At 63.9% G+C, this 23,474-nt stretch carries 17 protein-coding genes; 14 read left to right on the top strand and 3 right to left on the bottom strand.

Annotated elements, in window-relative coordinates; translation table 11 throughout:
* The 13 genes from DNK10_RS08670 to DNK10_RS08730 all read left to right on the top strand — a co-directional run bounded on the left by DNK10_RS08670 (window position 1) and on the right by DNK10_RS08730 (window position 18,726).
* Window positions 1-1,350 carry a DotU family type VI secretion system protein gene (locus DNK10_RS08670; RefSeq protein WP_425273847.1) on the top strand — a complete coding sequence of 450 codons (1,350 nt, stop codon included), beginning with the start codon at window positions 1-3 and terminating at the stop codon, window positions 1,348-1,350.
* Window positions 1,347-4,862: a type VI secretion system membrane subunit TssM gene (gene tssM / locus DNK10_RS08675; protein WP_131191264.1), complete on the top strand. Its 3,516-nt coding sequence runs from the start codon at window positions 1,347-1,349 to the stop codon at window positions 4,860-4,862. The genes DNK10_RS08670 and tssM overlap by 4 nt, the downstream gene beginning before the upstream one ends.
* The gene (gene tagF, locus DNK10_RS08680; RefSeq protein ID WP_131191265.1) at window positions 4,859-5,518 is read left to right on the top strand and encodes a type VI secretion system-associated protein TagF; all 660 of its coding nucleotides are present in this window, start codon (window positions 4,859-4,861) and stop codon (window positions 5,516-5,518) included. The genes tssM and tagF overlap by 4 nt, the downstream gene beginning before the upstream one ends.
* Window positions 5,515-6,243, top strand: a complete 729-nt coding sequence (locus DNK10_RS08685) for a PP2C family protein-serine/threonine phosphatase (protein ID WP_131191266.1) — start codon at window positions 5,515-5,517, stop codon at window positions 6,241-6,243. The genes tagF and DNK10_RS08685 overlap by 4 nt, the downstream gene beginning before the upstream one ends.
* 110 nt (window positions 6,244-6,353) lie before the next feature.
* Window positions 6,354-9,398, top strand: a complete 3,045-nt coding sequence (locus DNK10_RS08690; RefSeq protein ID WP_131191267.1) for a serine/threonine-protein kinase — start codon at window positions 6,354-6,356, stop codon at window positions 9,396-9,398.
* On the top strand, window positions 9,398-10,114 hold the full coding sequence (locus DNK10_RS08695) for an ABC transporter ATP-binding protein (RefSeq protein WP_131191268.1): 717 nt from the start codon (window positions 9,398-9,400) through the stop codon (window positions 10,112-10,114). The genes DNK10_RS08690 and DNK10_RS08695 overlap by 1 nt, the downstream gene beginning before the upstream one ends.
* Window positions 10,114-11,310 (top strand): FtsX-like permease family protein, encoded by a 1,197-nt coding sequence (locus tag DNK10_RS08700; protein WP_131191269.1) that lies wholly within the window; start codon window positions 10,114-10,116, stop codon window positions 11,308-11,310. The genes DNK10_RS08695 and DNK10_RS08700 overlap by 1 nt, the downstream gene beginning before the upstream one ends.
* A complete protein-coding gene (locus DNK10_RS08705) occupies window positions 11,303-13,000 on the top strand; it encodes a formylglycine-generating enzyme family protein (protein WP_131191270.1) in 1,698 nt (565 codons plus the stop codon). Before DNK10_RS08700 ends, DNK10_RS08705 begins: the two co-directional genes overlap by 8 nt.
* A gap of 159 nt (window positions 13,001-13,159) precedes the next feature.
* Window positions 13,160-14,044, top strand: a complete 885-nt coding sequence (gene tagQ / locus DNK10_RS08710) for a type VI secretion system-associated lipoprotein TagQ (RefSeq protein ID WP_131179941.1) — start codon at window positions 13,160-13,162, stop codon at window positions 14,042-14,044.
* Between the two features lie 459 nt (window positions 14,045-14,503).
* Window positions 14,504-15,109, top strand: a complete 606-nt coding sequence (locus tag DNK10_RS08715) for a c-type cytochrome (protein ID WP_131179942.1) — start codon at window positions 14,504-14,506, stop codon at window positions 15,107-15,109.
* A 153-nt stretch (window positions 15,110-15,262) separates the two neighbouring features.
* The gene (locus DNK10_RS08720) at window positions 15,263-15,892 is read left to right on the top strand and encodes a thiol:disulfide interchange protein DsbA/DsbL (RefSeq protein ID WP_131191271.1); all 630 of its coding nucleotides are present in this window, start codon (window positions 15,263-15,265) and stop codon (window positions 15,890-15,892) included.
* A 21-nt stretch (window positions 15,893-15,913) separates the two neighbouring features.
* Complete coding sequence (locus tag DNK10_RS08725; protein ID WP_131179944.1) at window positions 15,914-16,777, top strand: endonuclease/exonuclease/phosphatase family protein; 864 nt, start codon at window positions 15,914-15,916, stop codon at window positions 16,775-16,777.
* Between the two features lie 2 nt (window positions 16,778-16,779).
* Window positions 16,780-18,726, top strand: a complete 1,947-nt coding sequence (locus tag DNK10_RS08730) for a GGDEF domain-containing protein (protein ID WP_131191272.1) — start codon at window positions 16,780-16,782, stop codon at window positions 18,724-18,726.
* A 27-nt stretch (window positions 18,727-18,753) separates the two neighbouring features.
* Here DNK10_RS08730 and DNK10_RS08735 read toward each other — a convergent pair whose 3' ends face one another.
* Window positions 18,754-20,250, bottom strand: a complete 1,497-nt coding sequence (locus tag DNK10_RS08735) for an acetyl-CoA hydrolase/transferase family protein (RefSeq protein ID WP_131191273.1) — start codon at window positions 20,248-20,250, stop codon at window positions 18,754-18,756.
* A gap of 230 nt (window positions 20,251-20,480) precedes the next feature.
* Here DNK10_RS08735 and DNK10_RS08740 point away from each other — a divergent pair, with 230 nt between their 5' ends.
* Window positions 20,481-21,377, top strand: a complete 897-nt coding sequence (locus DNK10_RS08740; RefSeq protein ID WP_131179947.1) for a peptidoglycan DD-metalloendopeptidase family protein — start codon at window positions 20,481-20,483, stop codon at window positions 21,375-21,377.
* A 59-nt stretch (window positions 21,378-21,436) separates the two neighbouring features.
* On the opposite strand, the gene DNK10_RS08745 is transcribed toward DNK10_RS08740, so the two are convergent.
* The gene (locus tag DNK10_RS08745) at window positions 21,437-22,180 is read right to left on the bottom strand and encodes an endonuclease/exonuclease/phosphatase family protein (RefSeq protein ID WP_131191274.1); all 744 of its coding nucleotides are present in this window, start codon (window positions 22,178-22,180) and stop codon (window positions 21,437-21,439) included.
* Between the two features lie 330 nt (window positions 22,181-22,510).
* Window positions 22,511-23,269 (bottom strand): porin family protein, encoded by a 759-nt coding sequence (locus tag DNK10_RS08750; protein WP_131191275.1) that lies wholly within the window; start codon window positions 23,267-23,269, stop codon window positions 22,511-22,513.
* Between the last annotated feature and the right edge of the window lie 205 nt (window positions 23,270-23,474).

Below are 23,474 nucleotides of genomic sequence, written 5' to 3' on the forward strand. Positions count from 1 at the left end.
ATGACCATCGACGATCCATTTGGTGCCTTGCCCGGCCAGCCCGGCAAAGCACACGACCAGGCGGGCAACGACCGCACCATGATCATGCCGCGGCCGGGTGGCCGCGCGGCCGAGCCCTCGCGGCCCACCTCCGCCGGTTCGCCGCCGCCGGCCATGCCCAGCGCGCCACCACTGGCCGCCCGCGGCCTGGGCTTGAACCCTATCGAAGCCGCTGCCGGGCCGATGCTGGCGCTGCTTACCCGGCTGCGCAGCACCATCGCCCATCCGGCGCCAGCCAGCCTGCGTGCGCAACTGCTCGGCTATCTGCGCCAGTTCGAGGACAAGGCGCGTGCCGCCGGGGTTGCCCAGGATGAAGTGATGCTGGCGCGTTACGTGCTCTGCACCGCGCTCGACGAGGCCGTGCTCAGTACGCCCTGGGGCAGCGCCAGTGACTGGAGCAAGCAGAGCCTGCTGATCACCCTGCACAACGAGGCCTGGGGTGGCGAGAAAGTTTTCCAGCTACTCGATCATTGCCTGCAGAACCCACGCCAGCGTCTGAACCTGATGGAGCTGTTGTATCTGTGCCTCAGCCTCGGCATGGAAGGGCGCTACCGGGTCATGCAGGATGGCCGCAGCCAGCTCGATGCGCTGCGCGAGCGGGTCGGTGCGACCATTCGCAGCACCCGTGGCGAGATCGAACGCGAACTGTCGCCGCATTGGCGGGGCCTGGTGGTGGCGCGTGACCGTCTGCGCCAGTTCCTGCCGCCCTGGGTGGCGGTTGCCATCGGTCTGGCGATCCTGCTGTTGCTGCTGTTCGGCCTGCGCCTGAAGCTGGCCGCCGAAGCCGAGCCGGTATTTCGCAACCTGCACGCCCTGGGCGACGTGCCGGTGCAGACCATCGACCGTCCGGCACAGCAGCCGCGCATCGTCGAGCGTCCGCGCCTGGCCGGCTTCCTGGCCGAGGAGATTCGCGCGCAGAAGGTCGCGGTGGAAGACGCCGTCGACCGTTCCGTGGTGACCATCCGTGGTGACCAGTTGTTCGCCTCCGGCAGTGCGTCGATTGCCGATGATTTCCAGCCACTGCTGTTGCGCATCGCCGAAGCCATTCGCCAGGTCAACGGCCAGGTGCTGGTCACCGGGCACAGCGACAACCGTCCCATCGCGACGCTGCGTTATCCGTCCAACTGGAAGCTCTCCCAGGATCGCGCCCAGCAGGTGATGGACGTGCTGGCGGCCAAGACCGGCCAGCCCGCGCGCTTCCGTGCCGAGGGACGCAGCGACACCGAGGCGGTGGCCTCGAACGATACGGCGGAGGGCCGCGCGCGTAACCGCCGGGTCGAAATCACAGTCTTTGCGGAGGGCGTCGAGTGAAGGCGTTTTTCGGTTTCATAGCCCGCTGGGTCATGCCGGTTTTGGGGTTGCTGGCGCTGAGCCTGGTGATCTGGTTCGTTGGCCCGCTGATCGCCATCGGCGGCTTCGAGCCGCTGGCCGGCAGCACTGCGCGCTGGACGCTGATCATCCTGTTGTTCGCCCTGTGGGCGGCCTGGCGGGTGATGCGCATCATCCAGGCGCGGCGCAATGCGGCCAAGGTCATGCAGGGGCTGGTGGAGGTCGCGCCGGATCCGACCAGCGTAGCCACCGCGGAAGAGCTGGCCACCCTGCGCCAGCGCATGGACGAAGCCCTGGGGCTGCTCAAGCGCGCCAAGCTCGGTGGCGGTGAGCGGCGCAATCTCTACGAACTGCCCTGGTATGTGATCATCGGCCCGCCCGGTTCCGGCAAGACCACCGCGCTGGCCAATTCCGGGCTGCGCTTCCCCCTGGCCGAGCAGATGGGTGCCGGTGCGGTACGGGGCGTCGGCGGCACGCGCAATTGCGACTGGTGGTTCGCCGACGAGGCGGTGCTGCTCGACACTGCCGGGCGTTACACCACCCAGGACAGCCATGCCGCAGTGGACAAGGCCGCCTGGCTGGGCTTCCTCGACCTGCTCAAGAAACAGCGCTCGCGTCGGCCCATCGACGGCGCTTTCGTCGCCATCAGTCTGTCCGATCTGCTGCTGGGCAGCGACAGCGAGCGGGCGGCGCACGCGGTGGCCATCCGTGCGCGGGTGCAGGAGCTGTATACCCAGCTCGGTGTGCGCTTCCCGGTCTACGTGATGCTCACCAAGCTGGATCTGGTGCCCGGTTTCATGGAGTTCTTCGACGGTCTGAGCAAGGAAGAGCGCGCTCAGGTCTGGGGCATGACTTTCACCCTCGATGACGGCAAGAGTGCCGAAGGCCCGCTGCAGGTGTTCCGCAGTGAGTTCGATGCGCTGGAACTGCGCCTCAACGAGCGTCTGGTCGAGCGCCTGCAGCAGGAGCGCGACCCCGCGCGTCGCGACCTGATCTATGGCTTCCCGCAACAGTTCGCCGCTCTACGTGAAGCGCTGGCCGGCTTCCTCGACGGCGTGTTCAAGCCCAACCCCTATGAGGAGCGGGTGCTGCTGCGCGGTGTCTACCTGACCAGTGGCACCCAGGAAGGCAGCCCGATCGACCGTCTGATCGGCGCCATGGCACAGAGCATGAGCCTCGACCGCCAGCACCTGGCCCGCCAGACCGGTACAGGGCGCAGCTATTTCATCGAGCGCCTGCTGCGTGACGTGGTGTTCGGCGAGCGCGGCCTGGTCGGGGCCAACCCCAGGGTCGAACGGCAGAAGCGCTGGCTGGCGCGGGGTGTCATCGCTGCCACCGCCATTCTGGTGCTCGGCACTGCCGCGGTGTGGTTCGCCAGCTTCCGCGCCAACCAGGCGTATATCGCCGCCGTGGATGCCCGTGTGCAACCGCTGCGTGGCGAGCTGCAGGCGCTGAGCCCGGCACAACGCGAAGTCCTGGCGGTGCAGCCGTTGCTCAACGCCATCCGCAATGTCAGCGGCGATGCACCGGGCTGGGCCGAGGGCTTTGGCCTGTACCAGGGCGATATGCTCGACAGCGAAGCCTCCAGCGTTTACCGCAAGCTGTTGATCGCGGTCATGGCACCACGGGTGCTGGCGCGGCTGGAGGAGCAGTTGCGTACCGGTGGCAATTCGGACTTCCTCTACGAAGGCCTCAAGGCCTATCTGATGCTCGGCGAATCCGAGCATTACGATGCCGACTTCATCAAGGCCTGGGTCGCCCTCGACTGGGATCGCAGCCTGCCGCGCGATCTGCAGCCGGAGCAGCGCGAGGCGCTGAACCGGCATCTTGTGGCGTTGTATGATCGTCAGCCGCCGGTGGTGCGTCTCGATGAGCACCTGGTCGAAGACGTGCGTCGGCAACTGCAGCGGCTGTCCGTCGAGCAGCGCGCCTACGACCGGGTGAAACGCCAGAAACTGCCCGAAGGCATCCCGGACTTCCGCCTCAGCGATGCCGCCGGTCGTGATGCCGCGCTGGTGTTCACGCGCAAGAGTGGTAAGCCGCTCAACGAACCGCTCAGCGGCTTCTACACCCAGCGCGGCTACCGTGAGGCTTTCCTCGTCGGCAGCGTCAGCCAGGCCGGCACCCTGGCCGAAGAGCAGTGGGTTCTCGGTCGCAGTCTGGACGGACAGAATGCTGTCGCCCTCGGCCTGGAAGTTCGTCGCCTCTACGTGCAGGACTACATGCGCCAATGGGATGCGCTGCTCGCCGATATCGACTTTGTGCCGGTGACCAGCGTGGCCCAGGCCGCGGATGTGCTGCGCGTGCTGTCGGGGCCGACGTCACCGCTGAAGAAGCTGCTGCAGGCCGTCGCCAAGGAGACCGATCTGCAGAAGGAAGAACGGCTGGTCGCGGAGAAGCTCAAGGAGCGTGGTGGCGATACCGTCGACCGCCTCAAGCAACAGCTCGGCTCCCTGGTCGGCCAGCCCGAGGAGGGCGTGGCCAATGCCCTGACCACGGAGATGGATCCGATCACCGCGCACTTCGCCGAGCTCAATAGCCTGGTCGAAGAGGGCGATGGCCAGAGCCCGGCCATCGATGCCCTGCTGCAGGATCTCAACGCGCTCTATGTGCAGGTCAGTGCCATGAGCGGCGCCAGCGGCGAGGCGCTGCTCGGCGAGTCGCGCAACCAGACCACTGCCGCCGCCGATCAGGTGCGCCTGAGCGCCGAGCGCCAGCCGCCGCTGGTGCAGGGCTTCCTCAAGTCGGTGGTCGGTTCGACCACCGGCACCATGATGGGCGGCATCCGCAACCAGCTGAATGCCGCCTGGATGAGTGAGGTGGTGTCGGTATATCGCCAGTCCCTGGCCGGCCGTTATCCGCTGGATCGCGGCAGCAGCCGTGATGCGACCCTGGACGACTTCGGCCACTTCTTCGGCCAGGGCGGGGTGCTCGACAGCTACTTCCGCAAGTACCTGCAGCCTTATGTGGATACTTCGGCGAGCACCTGGCGCTGGCAGCCCGGCGCCGCGCAGAAGCTCGGCATCGGCAGTGGCGTACTGCAGACCTTCCAGCGGGCCTCGACCATTCGTGAGGCGTTCTTCCGTTCCGGCGGCACCCAGCCGATGGTGCGCTTCGAGCTGAGGCCGGTGGCGATGGATTCCAGCATCGAGCAGTTCCAGCTCGACCTCGACGGCCAGCAGTTCAGCTACGACCACGGCCCGGCACGACCGGTCGCCATGCAATGGCCGAGCAGCAACGGCAGCGGTGTGGTGCGCCTGAACATTTCACCGGCGTCGGTCACCGGCCGCTCCGGAATCACCCTGGAAGGGCCCTGGGCCTGGTTCCGACTGCTCGATCAATCGGATCTCGCCCAGGGTAATTCGCCGGATCGTTTCACCCTGCGCATGCGTGTCGACAACGCGAGCATTTCCAGCGAACTGCGCGCCAGCAGTGCATTCAATCCATTCCGCCGCCAGGTCGTCAGCGGTTTCAGCCTGCCGGAGCGTTTGTGAGTACGCCAGGTTTCTACGGCAAACTGGCCGTACGTGGAGATTTCATTCATCGCGGTCTTGCGCCGGGCTTCGTCGAGGCCTGGGACAACTGGCTGACGACAGGTATCACCGCCAGCCGGCAGACGCTGGGCGAAGCCTGGCTGGACGCCTATCTGGTCAGTCCGCTCTGGCGTTTCGCGATTGCGCCTGGCCTGCTCGGTCAGGAGGCCTTCTGCGGGGTGATGATGCCCAGCGTCGATCGGGTCGGTCGTTACTTTCCACTGACCATCGCCCTGGCTCTGCCGGCACAGACCGATCTCGGTCACCTGCTCAGCGAGACCGACGACTGGTTCGAGCGGGCCGAGGCCCTGTTGCTCTCGACCCTGGAGGCCGATGCCGACGCAGATGTCTTCGAGCACGGCGTGGGCGCCCTGGGCAGCCCGCTGCTGGCACTTGGTAGCGTGCCACGCCGGGATACCAGCGGCGCTGAGATCTGGTCTGTGGATAACCCGCGAGCCCGCGGCCTGGCCCTCATGCAGCAGGCCTGCAGCGGCGCCAGCTTGTGGTGGGGGCGTGGTTCCGAGCGCGTCGCGCCTGGCCTGGTGCGTTTCGCGGGGCTGCCACCGGCCGAGGCCTTCTGCCGCCTGCTCGGTGAGTCTGCGGGAGGCGAGGCATGAGTCCGTCGAGCGTTACCCAATACCACTCCTCCAGCCACACCCATGTCGGCATGGTGCGCAAGATCAATGAAGATGCCTGCCTGGATGCACCGGATAACGGCCTGTGGGCTGTCGCCGATGGCATGGGTGGACATGCCAGCGGCGATTACGTCAGCAGCCTGATCATCGACAGCCTGCGTGCGTTGCCGCCCAGCGCCGTGCTGAGCACTTACGAAGGGGCGTTGATCGACACCCTGGATCAGGTCAACCAGCAGGTACGCATCGAGGCCGAGAAGCGTGGCGGAGCGACCATGGGCAGCACCGTGGTGGTGCTTGCCGCGCGCGGTGCCGAAGCGCTGTGCCTGTGGGCCGGAGACAGCCGCCTGTATCGGCTGCGCAACGGTGACCTGCAACCCATCAGCCGTGATCACAGCTACGTTCAGGAACTGGTCGACAGCGGCCTGCTCGACGACGAAGCGGCGCGCAGCCACCCCATGGGCAATATCGTCACCCGGGCTCTGGGCGTGCAGGATGACCTGCAACTGGAAACCGCCCGCCTGGAAGTACGCCCTGGCGATACCTTTCTGCTCTGTAGCGATGGCTTGAACAAGACGGTCGAGGATTACGAATTGCGCGAGGTGCTGGGGCACGAGGATCCGTACCAGATGGTGCGTAGCCTGGTGCACCTTGGCTTGACCCGAGGCGCTCCGGATAATATTACCGCCGTGGTGATCAAGGCCGCCTAGTGCTCACTCGGGGCGCTCGTGGAGGTGCCCCTGGAATACGCTGATCTGCCAATCATTCTAAATATTTGCCGTATCCGAGTCGTTCGGGACGGTCTTGGAAGACCAAAAGCATGGACATGCAAATACCGGGTTACGACATCGAACGCGAGCTGGGCGATGGTGCGATGGCCGTGGTCTACCTGGCTACACAGCGTTCCCTCGACCGCAAGGTCGCGCTGAAGATCATGGCCGCCTCGCTGGCGGCCGACCCGACCTTCTGCGAGCGCTTTCTGCGCGAGGGCAAGACTCTGGCGCGGCTGTCGCACCCGAACACCGTGACCATCCACGACATCGGCAATGTCGGCAGCCTCTACTACATGGCCATGGAGTACCTGCCCAACGGTACGCTCAAGGAACGCATCAGTGCCGGCCTGAGCATCGATCAGGGGCTGGTGTGGATTCGCCAGATCGCCTCGGCCCTTGGCTACGCCCATGCCCAGGGCATGGTGCATCGCGATGTGAAACCGGCCAACATCCTGTTTCGCGCCGACGGCACGGCGGTACTCAGCGACTTCGGGATCGCCAAGGCGCTGGATGACCGCACCCAGTTCACCCAGGCCGGTTTCGCCGTCGGTACGCCCAGCTACATGAGTCCGGAACAGGCCCGCGGCCTGGATATCGACGGCCGTGCCGACCTCTATGCCCTTGGCGTGGTGCTGTACGAAATCCTCACCGGCAAGCTGCCCTATATCGGCAGCGATTCGCTCTCCACGGCCCTGGCGCATCTGACCGAGCCATTGCCGGCGCTGCCCATGGTGCATGGCCGCTACCAGCCGATTCTCGAGCGCCTGCTGGCCAAGGATCCCAACGAGCGTTTCGCCGATGCAGCGCAGCTGATCGCCGCGCTGGATCGCCTGCAGGTGCCGGCTGCTGCAGATGACGATGCGACCCTGTTCCAGCCGCTGGTGCTGCCGCCCGCTGCCGAGGCGCAGGGCGATACCAGCGTGCCATCGTTGGCGCCGGTTTCCGTGGAAATACCGACCCACGCACCAGCTGTGGATACCGCTGTGCCGCCGCCGCGCCCGCAGCCTTCCCCGTTGGCGTCCTCGGTGCGTGAAGGCAATGCCGGCTCGAGCAGGAAGCCGCTGATCCTCGGCGCTGCCCTGGCCGGCGTCCTGTTGCTGGCTGGTGGTGGCTACCTGCTGTTCGGCTCCGGCTCCGGCTCCGGCTCCGACTCTGGCTCCAGCCCGACTGACTCGGCTCCGGTAGCCGGGCCCGTCCAGGCCATTTCAACCACCGAGGCCGGGCCCATCTCGGCTGCAGCCGACAGTGACGGCGGCGAGCGGCCGCTGCTCATGCCGGGCAAGAAAACCCTGTTCCAGCGCGTGCTGAGCAAACCGGGCGCCAAGCTTGCCGATACGGCTGGCGCCAGCAGCGGCAAGGACATGCCGGCGTTCTCGGTGTTCTACGTGTACGCCCGCCAGGACATCGACGGCCAGCCGTGGCTGCAAATCGGGGCCTCCAGCGACGGCCGCCGCGATGGCTGGTTGCCGGCCACGGCGGTGAGCGACTGGAAGCAGAGTCTGGTGCTCAAATTCACCGAGCGCTCCGGTCGTGCGCCGGTGATGTTCGTGCGCGATGCCTCGGCGCTGGAGCAGTTGCTGGCCGAACCGGCCCGGGCTCGTGAGGCGCTGCGTGAAGCGCTGAAGGGTACCGGTCACAACGTGGTGGCGGTCGAGCCGGGCGGCAGTGCGGTGCCTCAGGATCAGTTCTACCTGCTGCCGATCTTCGACTCGGAAGAAACCTTCGACGCCAATGGCCAGCCGATGCAACTGCTCAACGTCGCCTCCATCGACCCGGGCAACGCTCCGCAGAACCAGGGCGAAAGCGCACCAGTGGCAAGACCGGAGGGTTTCAGAACGGCCATCGTGCTGGTGGTCGACACCTCGGTATCGATGCAGCCCTATATCGACCGTGTGCGTGATGTCGTCCACGAACTGCAGGGCCAGATCGCCAGCCGCGGCGATCTGGACAGCGTCAGCTTCGGCATGGTCGGTTTCCGCAGCAATACCGACAAGACGCCTGGCCTGGAATACACCGCCAAGACCCTGGTTTCCCTGGAACAGGGCCGTGATCCCGAGCGCTTCCTGCAACTGGCGCAGCAGATCAAGGCCACCGGCGTGTCCAGTCATGATTTCAATGAGGATGCCTTCGCCGGGGTCATGCAGGCCGTCGACGGCATGGACTGGAATGGCTATGGCGGGCGCCTGATCCTCTTGGTCAGCGATGCCGGCGCGCTACGCAAGAGCGACCCGCTGGGGCTGACCCGGATGAACGAGGCCGAGGTGCGCGAAGCGGCGCTGCGCAAGCAGATCAAGATCTATGCGCTGCACCTGAAGACCGCCGCGGGCAAACGCAATCACGGTTTTGCCGAGCAGCAGTACCGCAGCCTCACGGCCGACGCCAACCCGCGCATCGGCGATCTGTATGTCCCGGTAGCCGGCGGTGATGTGAACGCCTTCGGCAACAGCGTGACGGAAATCGGCAGCGCCTTCGCCGAGCTGGTGCATCAGGTGCGCAATGACAACAGTCTGCCGGAGCCCAAAGGCGGCGCCAGCATCGCCGACAAATCCGCCGCGGTCGGCTACGCCATGCACATGGATTTTCTCGGTCATCAGAGCGAAGCCCGCGCGCCCCAGGTGGTTACTGCCTGGACCAGCGATCGCGATATCACCGATCCCGCCTTGCCGGCCTTCCAGGTCTGCGTGCTGCTGACCAAGCTGCAGCTCAACGATCTGCAGCAATCGCTGCGCATGGTGGTCGATGCGGCGCGGCGTACGCAGCGTTCGCCCAAGGACTTCTTCGATGAGATCGCCAGCGCCAGCGCCCATATGAGCCGCGACCCATCGGCTATGGTCAAGGGTGGCAACCTGGCTCAGAGCGGCGTACTGGGCGAGTACCTGGATGGGCTGCCCTACCGCAGCAAGGTGCTGAACATGAGCCAGGATCTGTGGCTGTCGCTCAGTGTGGCCGAGCAGGAAGATTTCATCGACGAGCTGGATTCGAAGATCCAGCTGTACGAAACCTTCCACAACGACACGGTCAATTGGGTGCGTTTTGGCGATGCGGCTCCGGGTGACGCGCTGTATCGCGTGCCCCTGTCGACGCTACCCTGATGCTCACGCTTGGCGCGATCAGCAAGACCCGCGGGGCGGAGGGGCAGCGCTATTGCCTGGAAATCCCGCAGCTGGAACTGCGCGCCGGGCAGCGAATCGCCCTGATCGGCCCCAGCGGCAGCGGCAAGAGCACGGTGCTCGATCTGCTGGCGTTGGCGCTGTCACCGGACACTGGCGGCACCCTGCGCTGGGACGGCGGCGAGCAGTCCCTCGACCTCGCCGAGCTGTGGCGCCTTGGGCGGCATGACGAACTGGCGCGGCTGCGTGCGCGCCAGTTCGGTTATGTACTGCAGACCGGCGGCCTGCTCGGCTTTCTGAATGTGCGCGGCAATATTCAGTTGCCCCGCGAGCTGCTGGGCCTGCCGAGGGATGGTTCGGTCGAGCAACTGGCCGAGCAACTGGGGATCGCCGATCTGCTTGACCGGCAGCCGGGACGGCTTTCCGTCGGTCAGCGACAACGGGTCAGCATTGCCCGTGCGTTGGCCCATCGCCCCGCCATCGTATTGGCCGACGAGCCGACCGCTTCTCTCGACCCGCTGAACGCCGAGCGGGTGATGCAACTGCTGGTCGAACAGGCCGCGGTACGTGACCTGTGCCTGGTGATCTCCACCCATGACGAAACGCTGGCCGTGCACTACGGCCTGACGCCAATGCGTCTGAAGGTGGCGCAGCGTAGCGACGGTGTGGTGACTGCGCGGTTGGGGGAGGCAGGCTGATGCGTCTGGCCCTGTTCGCCCGTCTGGCCTGGCAGGACTATCGTTGCGATGCGCGGCTGTCCTGGTGCGCGATCCTTGCGCTGGCGGCTGTTATCGCCCCCTTGCTGGTGCTGTTCGGCCTCAAGTTCGGCCTGGTGACGACGCTCACCGAGCGCCTGGAGCGCGACCCCGGCGTTCGTGAAGTCATTCCGCTCGGCGGCGCTCGCTACAGCCTGCCGGCCATCGAGGCGTTGGCCCTGCGTGACGATGTCGGTTTCGTGATTCCGCGTACCCGGCAAATCGCCGCCACCGCCGAGCTGCAGGGGACGGGGCAGGCCATCACCGTGGAAATGCTGCCGACTGCATCGGGTGATCCGCTGCTCGGCAGCTTGCCGGCGCCAGTGGGCAACGATGCCGTGCTGCTCAGCCAGAGCGCGGCGGAGAAACTCGGTGTCGCTGCCGGTGATGCGCTGGAAGCGGGGTTCGGACGTACCGTCCAGGGAGTGCCGCAATACGCGCGTGCCCGGTTGCAGGTACAGGCGGTGCTGCCGCTGGCGGCGTTCTCCCGCGACGCGCTGTTCGCCTCTCTGCCGTTGCTGGAAGCTGTGGAGGATTATCGCGATGGCCTGGCGGTTGCCGATTTCGCTTGGCCGGGTGTCGAGGCCGGGGTGCGACCGGAGCGAATCTACCCCGGCTTTCGCCTGTATGCCCGCGACCTCGATGGGGTGGAAAGTCTGCGCCTGCATTTTCAGCAGACGCGGCAGGCGGTGGTGACCCAGGCCGAGGCGGTGGCCCAGGTACGAACCCTGAGCCGCAACCTGGCGTGGATTTTCTGGTCGGTGGCCTGTCTGTCGCTGGCCGGGGCCTTCGCGGCGCTCATCGCCAGTACCCTGGGCGCGGTGGAGCGCAAACGCCACGAACTGGCGGTACTGCGCTTGCTGGGTTTCCCCGCCGCAGCCTTGGTCGCCTTCGTGGTGTTGCAGGCGCTGTACACGGGGGTTGCCAGTCTGTTGCTTTCGGCCCTGCTGTACGCCATCGCAGCGAGCGGTCTGAATCTGTTGTTCCAGTCGGCGTCCGGCGAATATGCTTGCCGACTGCTGCTTTCCCATTACCTGTTGGCGGCACTGGCCACTTTGCTGTGCTGCATGCTCGCGGCGGCCGCTGGTGGCTGGCGGGCGGCCTACCTGGAAGCCTCGGAAGGATTGCGTCATGTATAAGGTGCTGAGCGCCACGCTGGTTCTGTCGTGTTTCACCGGTGTCGCCTGGGCCGACGATCCGGATCCGCTCTACAACCCCAAGCCCCTGAAGGGCGACGTGAGTTTGCCGCTGCCTTGCGATGGGCAGATGGTGTTCCGGCATGTCTACGTTCTGGCCAAGGGTTCTCTGGATGACCGGGAGGTGATCCTCGGTTATCCCTTCAGCGAGGGCGAGCCGGGCTATCAGCAGTCGTTCATCTCCGGCTACCGGCGCGACTACATCAATGGCCAGTTCACCCTCAACGATCTGTCCCGCGACTGGCAGGCCAAGGTGCGCGGCGAGCTGCCCAAGGCCGAGGGCGTGACGCCGCTGAAACCGATGCTGTACTTCATCGGCAAGTACGAAGTGACCCAGCGCCAGTACGAGTTGGTCATGGCCCAGGCGCCAGCATTGGCCGGGGAGGGCGAGGCGCCGGCCTGCGAGGCACCTTCCGGGATGGCCGGGCGCCTGCCCAAGGTCAACCTGTCGCGCTTCGACGCCGAGCGCTTCGCGGCGGTGTACAGCGCCTGGCTGCTCAAGCATCACCGTGATCGGCTGCCGGTCAGCGGCCGCAGCAGTAACCGCGAAGACGGTGGCCAGGGTTTCGTGCGCCTGCCTACCGAAGTGGAGTGGGAATACGCTGCCCGTGGCGGTCATGCGGTCAGCCGCCAGCAACTGGAGGCGCGCCTGTTCCCACGCCCGGTGGAGGGTAGCGACAGCGATGGTCCGCTCGGCGATTGGGCGGTGTTCAACCAGGTATCCGGCGGCACCGGGCAGAATGCGCGGCTGTTGCCCATCGGCCTGAAGAAGCCCAACCCCATCGGCCTGTTCGACGTCGTCGGCAACGCCGCGGAGATGGTGCAGGAGTCTTTCCAGCTGGTGCACGCCGGGCGGCGTCAGGGCACCTACGGTGGTTTCGTGGTCAAGGGTGGCAACTACCTGGAAGGTGAAATGACACTGTTCACCGGCATGCGCCGCGAGTACCCGCTATTCGCCGCCGATGGCTCCGAGCAGCGCAACGAAACGACCGGCTTTCGCGTCTCCATCGGTGCGCTGTCGGCACCGCGTTCGCGCTACAAGGAACTGTTTGCGCAATGGAAGGACGAAGGACGAGTCAGTACGCTCACCGATGAGATCGACGAAGAACAGGACGCCACCAAACTACTTGATGGCCTGATCGCCAATAGCGACGATCCGCAGCTGCGTGACCGCCTGGCGATCGTCAACGAGGAGCTCAAACGCAGCGTCTCGCTGATTGCCAAGCAGCGCGAGGATGCCGCGGGCAACCTGATCCAGTCGGCGGCGCTGGTGGCCGAGACGATCAACAACTACAACATTCGCCTGACCAATTTACGCAAGAGCCGTGACGAGGCTCGCAGTGCCAAGGATGAAACCTCGGCGAAACTGTTCGATGCCGCGCTGGCCAATGGGCAGAGCGCGTTGGACGGCGCGCTGGCGATCTACATCGACAACCTGGCCAACGGCACGCGCTACAGCAATGCCGTTATCCAGGCACAGTTCCAGCGCACCAAGGAAGAGCTGGCGCGTAAGCCGGTATTGGGTAAAAGTCTGGTGAATCGGGCTACGCTGTTCGTGCGGCATGTCGGCGAGTATCGCAAGAACCGCAAGGCAGACGCGGACGTGATCCTGAAACAGTTGCTGGCGCCCTGAGGGCAGTAACGTTTCAGCAATGGATGCCAGGTATCGGCTGTTGACCGATGCCGGCTTTGAAAGGAATTCTGGCGGCCTTGGCCGTGATCAAGCAGGCGGTTGTCACGCAACGCAGCCTGAATGGAATAAACCACTCACTCAAGTACGAGATCGATGACGATGCAAAATCCCAACAAGGCCCTCGCTTTTTCCTCGATGCGCACTGCGCTGCTTTCTGCCGTCACCTGCACCAGCGTGCTGCTGGCAGGCTGTGCCGGTATATCCTCGCCGAGCTCCCAGGTCGCCTCGACCACCAAGGCGGAGTTCTTCCCGCAATGCTACGAGCCCGTGAAACAGTTGCGCAGTTCGGATGAGGCGATGAGCCGCAGCATCGCCATCGGGGCAGTGACCGGCGGGCTGCTGGGTGCCATCGGCGGTGCGCTGGTCGACGACGACAAGCGCGGTCGCAACGCTGCCATCGGTGCAGCGGGTGGCGCACTGGCTGGCGGGGCAGTGGCCTACTACAACCAGCGTCAGCAGCAGATCAGCGATGACAATGCACGCCTGGCTTCCTATGCCACCGATATCGACACCAACAACGAAGCCATCGATCGCAACATTCGTTACGCCACTGCTGCACAGAGCTGCTATCAGCAGTCGTTCACCCAGCTGCGTGCTGATCGCAAGGCGAACAAGATCAGTGACGCCGAAGGGCGTACGCGCCTGGCTGAAATCGTCAGTGGCCTGAACGAAACCAATGCGCTGTTGGCCAAGGTGGACGGCCGTACTGGCGAGAACGTCAGCACCTACACCCAGGCGTACGAGAAGGATCTGCAGACCGTCGGCGTCGAGCGCCAGGAGGTGACCAAGGTGGCCACTGCCAAGCAGCCGAAAGCCACGGCCAAGGTGACCAAGGAAGTCATCACCACCGAGCAATCGCTGCAGAAGGCCCAGGCCAAGCAGAAGGAAAGCCAGCAGGTGGCCAGCCGTGGTCGCACACTGGTAAGCGATGTGTGCAACAACCCGGACATGGGTGACTGGGCGCCAGCCAGCTGCAAGGCCTGACGCCAGCTAGATAAAAAACCGCGCCAGGCGCGGTTTTTTTATGCCTGCCGTCAGCGGGATGGCAGAGAGTTTTCGGCTTTCGCGGCTTCTGATTGGCGCCGTTTCGAGGCCTCGGGTCGAGCATGCGTTCGTATAGACTGATTCGATCAATGTGCAGCGCGCTGGCGATGCGTAGCCATCAAGCCCCTGACATGAATGTGCACAGGTGATTGATGCCGGTCACTATCGGGGGTGTCGCGCTGAGCAATCATGGCGGGTGCCGAGTGGGTGAGCAGGCTGTTCGGGGCGGCATGGCCGGATTGACGTGCTAGTGACGGCGTCTTGCGAGGCGAGTCCATACCACCCCATGGTTCGAGCAGGGATGCACGGCTTGAGTATGTCCGTACCATCGTCGATTAAGCGGCGGGCGGATCTCACCGGTTCATAACACTTCTCTCTTACGCCGTTTTGGATTAGCTGATGAACAAGATAATAGTGAGTCTGCTGGTGGCTCTGGGCCTGGTCGGGGCTGTCCAGGCCGCAGGTGATCCGGTTGCGGGGCAGGCAAAGGCCGTCGTTTGCGGAGCTTGTCACGGGCCGGATGGCAACAGCCAACTGGCGAACTTTCCGAAACTGGCCGGGCAGGGCGAGCGCTACCTGCTCAAGCAGATGCAGGACATCAAGTCAGGCGCCCGCCCGGTGCTGGAAATGACCGGCATGCTCGAACCGCTCAGCGAGCAGGACATGGTCGATGTCGCCGCCTACTTCGCCAGCCAGAAGATGAGCGTGGGCGCTGCCGATGCGGGACAGGTGGAGCGTGGCCAGGATCTGTTCCGCGGCGGCAAACTGGCTGAAGGCATGCCGGCCTGCACCGGCTGCCACTCGCCGGATGGCAGCGGCATCGCCACCGCTGGCTATCCTCATCTGGGGGGGCAGCACGCCGACTACATCGCCAAGCAACTGACTGCCTTCCGCGAAGGCGAGCGCAGCAACGATGGCGACAGCATGATCATGCGCGACATCGCCGCCAAACTCAGCAACAAGGATATCGAGGCGGTGTCGAGTTACGTTCAGGGCCTGCACTGAGGCATTGATCGGCGTTTGCATACCGGTAACGAAAAAGGCTGGCCTTGACCGCCCTTTTTCGTTGTCGAGGCCGCTACAATGGACGGAACCTACCGGGTGGCTATCCAGTCGAAGCGAAGCTGTCCGCAGCACCCTCATAGCAAGGAGTCATGCATGCGTAATCTGATCCTTTCCGCGGTTCTGGCTGGTGCCAGCCTGTTCGGCGTTGCTGCTCATGCCGCCGAGATCGAGGCCGGCAAGCAGTATGTCGAACTGAGCAGCCCGGTACCGATTTCCAAACCCGGCAAGATCGAAGTCGTGGAACTGTTCTGGTACGGCTGCCCGCATTGCTACCAGTTCGAGCCGACCCTCAATCCCTGGGTCGAGAAGCTCCCGGATGACGTCAACTTCGTGCGTATTCCCGCTCTGTTCGGCGGCGTATGGAACGCCCATGGCCAGCTGTTCATCACCCTGGAAAGCATGAAGGTCGAACACAAGGTACACAACGAAGTGTTCCGCGCCATTCACCAGGAAGGTCGCAAGCTGGCCACTGCGGATGAGATGGCTGATTTCCTGGTCACCCAGGGCATCGACCGTGACGCCTTCCTCAAGGCGTTCAATTCCTTCGGCGTGAAAAGCCAGATGGAAAAAGCCAAGAAGCTGGCCATGGCATACCAGATCAATGGCGTACCGGTGATGATCGTCAACGGCAAATACCGTTTCGATATCTCCAGCTCGGGTGGCCCGGAGCAGACTCTGCAGGTCGCCGATCACCTGATCGCCAAAGAGCGCGCAGCCAAGTAACCGCATCCGGAGCGCCCTGCCATGCTGCGTCGCCGTTCCATGCCCCGTCAGGCTGGCCTGTGTGATCCACAGGTCAACCCGGACTGCACCCCGGACGGCGATTGGCCGCAGAACGGGCGCCTGCGCCTGCTCAGTTTCAATATCCAGGTCGGTATCAGTACCGAGCGTTATCACCATTACCTGACTCGCGGCTGGCAGCACCTGCTGCCGCATCAGGGGCGCGCCGGCAATCTGCAGCGTATCGGCGATCTGCTCGGTGATTACGACATCGTGGCGCTGCAGGAAGCCGATGGCGGCAGCGTGCGTTCCGGCTTCGTCAACCAGATCGAGCACCTGGCCCGCCTGGGCACCTTTCCTTACTGGTATCAGCAACTCAATCGCAATCTTGGCCGCTTCGGCCAGCACAGCAACGGGCTGCTCAGTCGTCTGCGCCCAACGCTGCTGGAGGATCATCCACTGCCTGGCCCTGCCGGTCGTGGCGCGATCCTGTTGCGTATCGGTGAAGGCGAGGACGCCATTGCCGTGGTCATGATGCATCTGGCGCTGGGGCCGCGTACCCGCACCCGGCAGCTTGCCTACATTCGCGAGCTGATCGGCGGTTACCGTCATCAGATCCTGATGGGTGACATGAATACCCACGCCGCCGATCTGCTGGAAAACTCGCCACTGCGCGACCTCGGCCTGCTCGCGCCGCAGATCGAAGCGACCTTTCCGAGCTGGCGTCCACAGCGCTGCCTCGATCACATCCTGCTCAGTCCAGGCCTGGAACTCGAGCGCTTTCAGGTGCTGGCCCAGCCGATCTCCGATCACCTGCCGGTGGCCGTGGAAATCCGCTTGCCCAATGCCTTTTCAGCACCGTTGCCGCTCCGTGTACAAGAGCCCTGAGCATGGACGACGACGCCCAGCGCTGGCGCGAGAAATACCTTTCCAACCTTGAGCAGCAGGAAAAACTCGAACGCCGCTGGGATGCGCGCATCGACCTGCTGCGTCGCGGTCTGGTACGCAGCAGCCTGGCGGCCGAGGGTTCCGACAAATCGGTCGACCAGTGCATGCAGGATCTGCGTGAGATCCTCCGCCGTGACGATATGGATGTCGGGCTCAGCGCGCTGATTCCGCGGCTGGAAAAGACCGTGCTGGATTCCGAGCAGCGCCGTCAGCAACGTATCGAGCAGGTCGCCAGCGGGCTGTCGAACCTGGTGGCGCAGTTGCTGAAGATGGATCTGCCGAGCGACGTACGCAAACCGCTCAAACGTTATGCCAAGCAGGTCGATGAGCGAGCGCGACAATCCCGTGAGCTGCCCGCCCTGCTGGCCGAACTGAGCCAGTTGCAGCAGCAGGCACTGGTTGCCCTGGGAACGGAGCAGGTCGAGCGCCCGGGATTGATCGAGCGGCTATTCGGCAGCCGTGATGTGGCGAACCCGGTAGCGCAGCCTGAGGCAGCGGCAGAGACAACGCCGATTGCGCAGGCCTTGCCGCCGCAAAGCACGCCCGCGGCTGTAGCGCTGGTCGAGCAGCCCGCAGCAGCCGAGCCCGCGCTTGCCGTGATGGCCGCGCCGCCTGAGGTACTCGAACCTGCCGTTGCACCCGTCAGTTCGGCCGCTGCCAATGGCATTGTTTTGCTGGATAGCCTGCCATTGCCGTCCTCGCTGCTGTTACCGACGCCTGCCGCCCAGCCAGCGCGCGAACCCGTCACCGAGGTGGCAGAAGCCGCCATTCTCTATGAAGCCACGATAGAAGAAGCGGCCCAGGCTGATCCCGAATATGCACTGCCGGCTGTGCCCGAGCCCGGCTACATCGCCATCGCCAGTCATGTCGAAAGCAGCCTGCTCGGTTTGCTGGAGGAGCTGCCGCTGCCTGAGCGACATCAGGCGCAGGCCGATGTGCTGCGTGAGCGCATCACGGCCGGCCTCAACATGTACGAACTCGTGCCGGTGCTGGATGACCTCGGTGTGCTGATGCTGGCGATCGCCGATGTCGGTCAGCGCGAGTTCGAGGGCTATCTCAAGCAACTCAACGAGCGCCTGGCGGCCTTCCAGGGCAACCTGGGTGATGTGCGCACGGACTATGCCGACTCGACCCAGGCCGCGCGCAGTCTGGACAGCGAGCTACGTCAGCAGGTCGATGGATTGCACAGCAGCATGCAGGAAGCCACCGATCTCGACAGCCTTAAAAGTCTGGTGGAAAACCGCCTCAACGGCTTGCTCGGCACCATGGCGCAGTATCAGCAGCAGCGCGACGAACGCGAACAGCAGGTGGGTGAGCGTCTGCAGGTTCTGGTCGAGCGCGTGGCGAGCATGGAGCTGGAAGCCAAGGGCTTTCGTGATCACCTTGAAGAGCAACGGCAGAAGGCGCTGCTCGATCCCCTCACCGGGCTGCCCAATCGCGCGGCCTGGACAGAGCGCCTGGATCTCGAACTGGCGCGTTGGCAGCGCTATGGTGGTGATCTGCTGCTGGCAGTTCTGGATATCGACCACTTCAAGCGCATCAACGATGATTTCGGCCATCTGGCCGGCGACAAGGTGTTGAAGATCATTGCGGGTGAACTGTTCAAGCGGCTGCGCAAGACCGACTTCATCGCCCGTTTCGGGGGCGAAGAGTTCGTTCTGCTGATCCCGTCCACGCCCATGGAGGGCGGCCTGAAACTGCTCGATACCTTGCGCTCGGCGATCGAGAACTGCCCGTTCCACTTCAAGGGCGAGCGCGTGACCATCACCCTGTCTGGCGGCATCGCCTCGTTCAGTGCCGCGGAGCGTAGCGAGCAGGTGTTCGAGCGCGCCGACCAGGCGCTTTATCGCGCCAAGCGCAGTGGACGCAACCGTATCGAACAAGGCTGATACGCCCGCCGAAGCAGGCGCTACCGCTCAGACCGCAGCGAGCATGCGCCCGGTTTCTTCCAGGTTGATGTGCCACTCCATGGCTTCGCGCAGGATATGTGGGGTGTGACCGCCGCGTGTGCAGGCACGCTCGAAGTAGTCGTTCAGCGGGCCGCGGAAGTCCGGGTGCACGCAATTGTCGATGATCGCCCGCGCGCGTTCGCGCGGAGCCAGGCCGCGCAGATCGGCCAGGCCCTGCTCGGTGACCAGGATGTCCACGTCATGCTCGGTATGGTCGACATGACTGACCATCGGCACCACGCTGGAAATCGCCCCACCCTTGGCGATGGACTTGGTGACGAACACCGCCAGGTGGGCGTTGCGGGCGAAGTCGCCGCTGCCACCGATACCGTTCATCATCCTAGTTCCGCCGACATGGGTCGAATTGACGTTGCCGTACAGGTCGAACTCCAGGGCGGTATTGATGCCGATGATGCCCAGGCGGCGGACGACTTCCGGGTGGTTGGATATTTCCTGCGGGCGCAGCACCAGCCGATCCTTGTATTTCTCCAGGTTGCCGAACACCTCGGCATTGCGTCGTGCAGAGAGGGTGATCGAGCTGCCTGAGGCGAAGCTCAGTTTGCCGGCGTCGAACAGGTCGAAGGTCGAGTCCTGCAGCACCTCGGAGTACATGGTCAGGCCTTCGAATGGCGACTCGATCAGACCGCACATTACCGCGTTGGCGATGCTGCCGATGCCAGCCTGCAATGGGCCGAGGTTGTTGCTCATGCGTCCGGTAGCCACTTCTCCCTTGAAGAAATCGATCAGGTGATCGGCGATGGCCTGGGTTTCGCCATCGGGCGGCAGCACGGTGGACGGTGAGTCCGGCTGGTTGCTGATAACGATGGCGGCAATCTTTTCCGCTGGAATCGGGATTGCACCGAGGCCGATGCGGTCTTCCACGCGAGTCAGCGGGATTGGTGTGCGGGTCGGCCGGTAGGTCGGAATGTAGATATCGTGCAGGCCTTCGAGATTGGCGTTGTGCGCCAGGTTGATCTCGACGATCACCCGTTTGGCGAAGATCGCGAAGCTGGCCGAGTTGCCCACTGACGTGGTCGGCACTATGTGGCCTTGCTCGGTGATGGCAACCGCTTCGATCACTGCGATGTCCGGCAGCTTGAGCTGGTGGTTGCGCAATTGCTCGACGGTTTCCGAAAGGTGCTGGTCGATGAACATCACCGTACCGTCGTTGATCGCCTTGCGCAGGGTGCTGTCGACCTGGAACGGCATACGCCGGGCCAATACGCCGGCTTCGGTCAGTTGTTTGTCCAGATCGTTGCCCAGGCTGGCACCGGTCATCAGGCTGATCTTCAGCGGCTGCTGGCGGGCACGCTCGGCCAGGGCCCGGGGCACGGCCTTGGCTTCGCCTGCGCGGGTGAATCCGCTCATGCCGACAGTCATGCCATCTTCGATCAGGGCGGCGGCCTGTTCGGCGCTCATCACTTTTTCCAGCAACGAAGGAAGGCGCACGCGGTCACGGTACATGGCGAATCTCTGGGAGCAAAAAAGAAGAGCGGCAGTCTAGTGCTTCGTGCGGTGTTCTGCCCCTAGGACTTAGGTCGAATGGAAGGCTCTGGCATCGCCGTTCCCGAGAGTATGCAAAAAGCCTGTGCCGGTTGTCGCAAAGCGCGCAGTCGGTAGTCGCCCGGTGATGGAGACGCTGCTAGTCTTGGCCCGCCAACACTTGATAACTAAATAAATCGACTCGAGTCGTTATGCTAGGGCGCTTCTCTCTTCTTCTGGGACTCTGTGCGTTCGCCTGTCAGGCGAGTGCGCTGACCGTATACAAGTACACCGACGCCAATGGCGTGGTCACCTACAGTGATCAGGCTGCGCCCGGTGCGAAGGTATTCGTGTTCAGCGACCGCATGGAGGAAAAACTCGACAACCAGGTGAAGCTGGAAACCCGCAAACACGCGGCGGGAGAGACCTTGCTGGTGCGCAACGACTTGTATGCGCCGGTTCAGGTGGAGCTGAAAATCGAGCAGGTCGCCAACGCCAGTGGTGTGCCGAGCAAGCCGATCAACTGGGTGCTGCCACCGCGTAGCGAGATCCGCCTGGCCACCCTGGCGCCGCTCGATCCCTCCAAGCCACTGCGTTATACGCCCAAGCTGAGTTACGCCCTGGGTGACCCGCGGTTGCTGCCGATGCAGAAACGTTATCCACTGCCGTGGCAAGGCGGGCCGTTTCGTCTGACTCAGGGTGCCAACGGCCAGTACAGCCACTTCACCCCGAAGGGGCGCTATGCCGTGGACATCGCCATGCCCGAGGGCACACCGATCGTCGCCGCGCGCAGCGGCGTGGTGGTGAAAATCGAAAATTCCCAGAGTGGGCGCGGTACCAACCCATCCGGCAACTTCGTGCGCATCCTTCATGACGACAGCACAATGGGCGTCTACCTGCATTTGATGCAGGGTTCGGTCAGCGTTCGTGAAGGTCAGCGCATCGCCGCCGGGGCGCCCATTGCCCGCTCCGGCAACACCGGAAACAGCACCGGCCCGCACCTGCACTTCGTGGTGCAGCGTAACGTCGGCATGGCCCTGGAATCGATTCCCTTCGAGTTCAGCCAGCCGGTGGACAGCCTGCCCAACTTCGCCGTGGGTGGCGATTGAGGCCCTAGCATCCATCCGCTTTCAAGTGCCCTATGGATATGTGCCGCTACAGCAGTGCATCAGGCTTTGCTCAAGCGGCAACCGAGAGCGCAATGGTCGGACACGCCAGTACTCAGGCGGGCGTTTTCAAGCCGGTAGCCCGGCGTGTGGAACAGCCCGTCGACCATGAACGGAATGTCTCCGGCGCGGTGTAGCGAGCCGTCGATGCTGCTGGTGTAGTGCGCCGGTATGCCATCGATGAAGTGCTCGGCGATCAGGTCGAAGGTGGCGCGGCCGCGCGGGGCGTTGAAGTCGCCTGCCAGCAGCAGGTCGCCAGCCTGCTGCGCTTGCGCCTGGGCCAGACGGATCAGCTTGCCGGCACTCTCCCGCTGGTACGCCGTGGAGGTGCCGAGCGGGGTCACGTTGAGATGGGTGACGGCGATACGCAAGCCCCGGACGGTGGCAGTCAGCATGACTTCGGCGATGCTCAGCGGGTCGGCAGTGCGTTGGCCTTGCGTGCTGAAGAAGGTTATTTCGCGAATGCTGTGCGCGCTGCCTGAGTAATAGTCGGCGACCACGTCCGTCAATGCTTCTGCGCGGGCGATCATGCCGACGCCGACCACATTTGCAGGGCCTTCACCCGGATAGCGCAGCATTGGCGCGAAGGCCATGCGGCCGCCCATCAGGGCTTCGAAGAACGGAATGTCGCGCTCGCAAAGCTCCTGCAGGCAGAGCAGATCCGGGCGTTCACGACTAACGAAGGCCTCGACTCGCGGCAGGTGTCTGGAGCGTTCGATATTGATGGAGGCGATGTTGAGCGACATGGAGTCAGTAAGCGATTACGGCATGGAAGGCAGCGTGGAGAACGCACGGGGCGCTGCGCCAGCGATGAGACCCTAGGGATGCCGAAGTATACCAGGCGCCCGCCGCAGAAGGCCTGCGCCCTCACCACCGAGATGACTTCAAGCTCGCCACTCGCGTCCGGTAGTCTGGCAGACGATCCTGTAGCCTGGATTAGCCGCAGGCGTAATCCGGGTTTCGTTATCGCGGGACGCTCCGAATGATCGGCTCACGCCACGATTAAGAGCGGGCGTGGTAACCGACGAACGAGAATCGCCCGGCAAGCCGGGCGATTCTCTATGCGCGCGTTTTACTCAGAACGCCAGGCCGACCTTCAGGCCTACCTGTTCCTGCTTGAGCTTGCTGTTCTCGGCCAGCACGCTGTCGCTGTCGACTTTGTAGTTGGTTCGGGTGTAGTACAGGCTGGTGCTGATCGGCAGGTTGTTGATGCCCTTGTTCCACAGCACGGTCAGTTCGGCGTAGGGGTTGGCCTTGTCCTTCAGGTCGACGGTATCGCTGCCTTCGCCGCTGACTTTCAGCTCGGCTTCCGCGTCGAGCGAATAGCGTGCGCCGGCTTCGAGACGGACGGTGTAGTCCGGCGTCAGGTAGTTGTAGCCAACGCCGGCCTTGGCGAAGGGCGCTTTGCTGGTCAGCTTGACGTTGGTATCGAGCGGGCCGACATCGTCCTGTTCGATACGACCCCAGTCGTAGCCACCGCCGATGATGAAGTCGATGTAGTTGTTGGTGCTCAGCGCGGCGCGCAGGCCCAGGTCGATGTCGGCGCGAGCCGACTTGTATTCGTCGTCGTCCTTCTCACGGTACTGGCCTTCGATGCCCGCCTGATAGATGAATCCTTCGTGGCCGGTCAGCTTGTTGCCGAAATTGTAGAACAGGCCGCCCTGATTCAGACGTTCCTTGTCGCTTTCGCCAAAGGTGCTCTGCTTGTACTGGTTGTGCGATCCGATCACGCCAATGGTGGAGATCGGGTCAGTGATCGAATCGGCATACGCGTGGGAGGCGCCGGCGAGGCAGAGGGCGAGGGCGGTTTTCGAGGTTAATCCATTGAGCGTCATGGCGAGATCCTGTGTTGAGACAGTCGATTGAATGCTGTGTGCACCGATATAGAGCGTCCAGCTCACGGTGGACTGCCGCAGGTCTCGAGGATTCGGAGAGCCCGACAAACGGTCACAAGTGTCTGTTTTTAATGAACAAGACTTCGTATTTTTCATCCGTTAAATGACCAATCGGTCAATATTTTTCCTGCCAGATCCTTGCTCT

It is taken from the genome of Phytopseudomonas daroniae (assembly GCF_004327275.1).
Classification (GTDB): Bacteria; Pseudomonadota; Gammaproteobacteria; order Pseudomonadales; family Pseudomonadaceae; genus Aquipseudomonas; species Aquipseudomonas daroniae.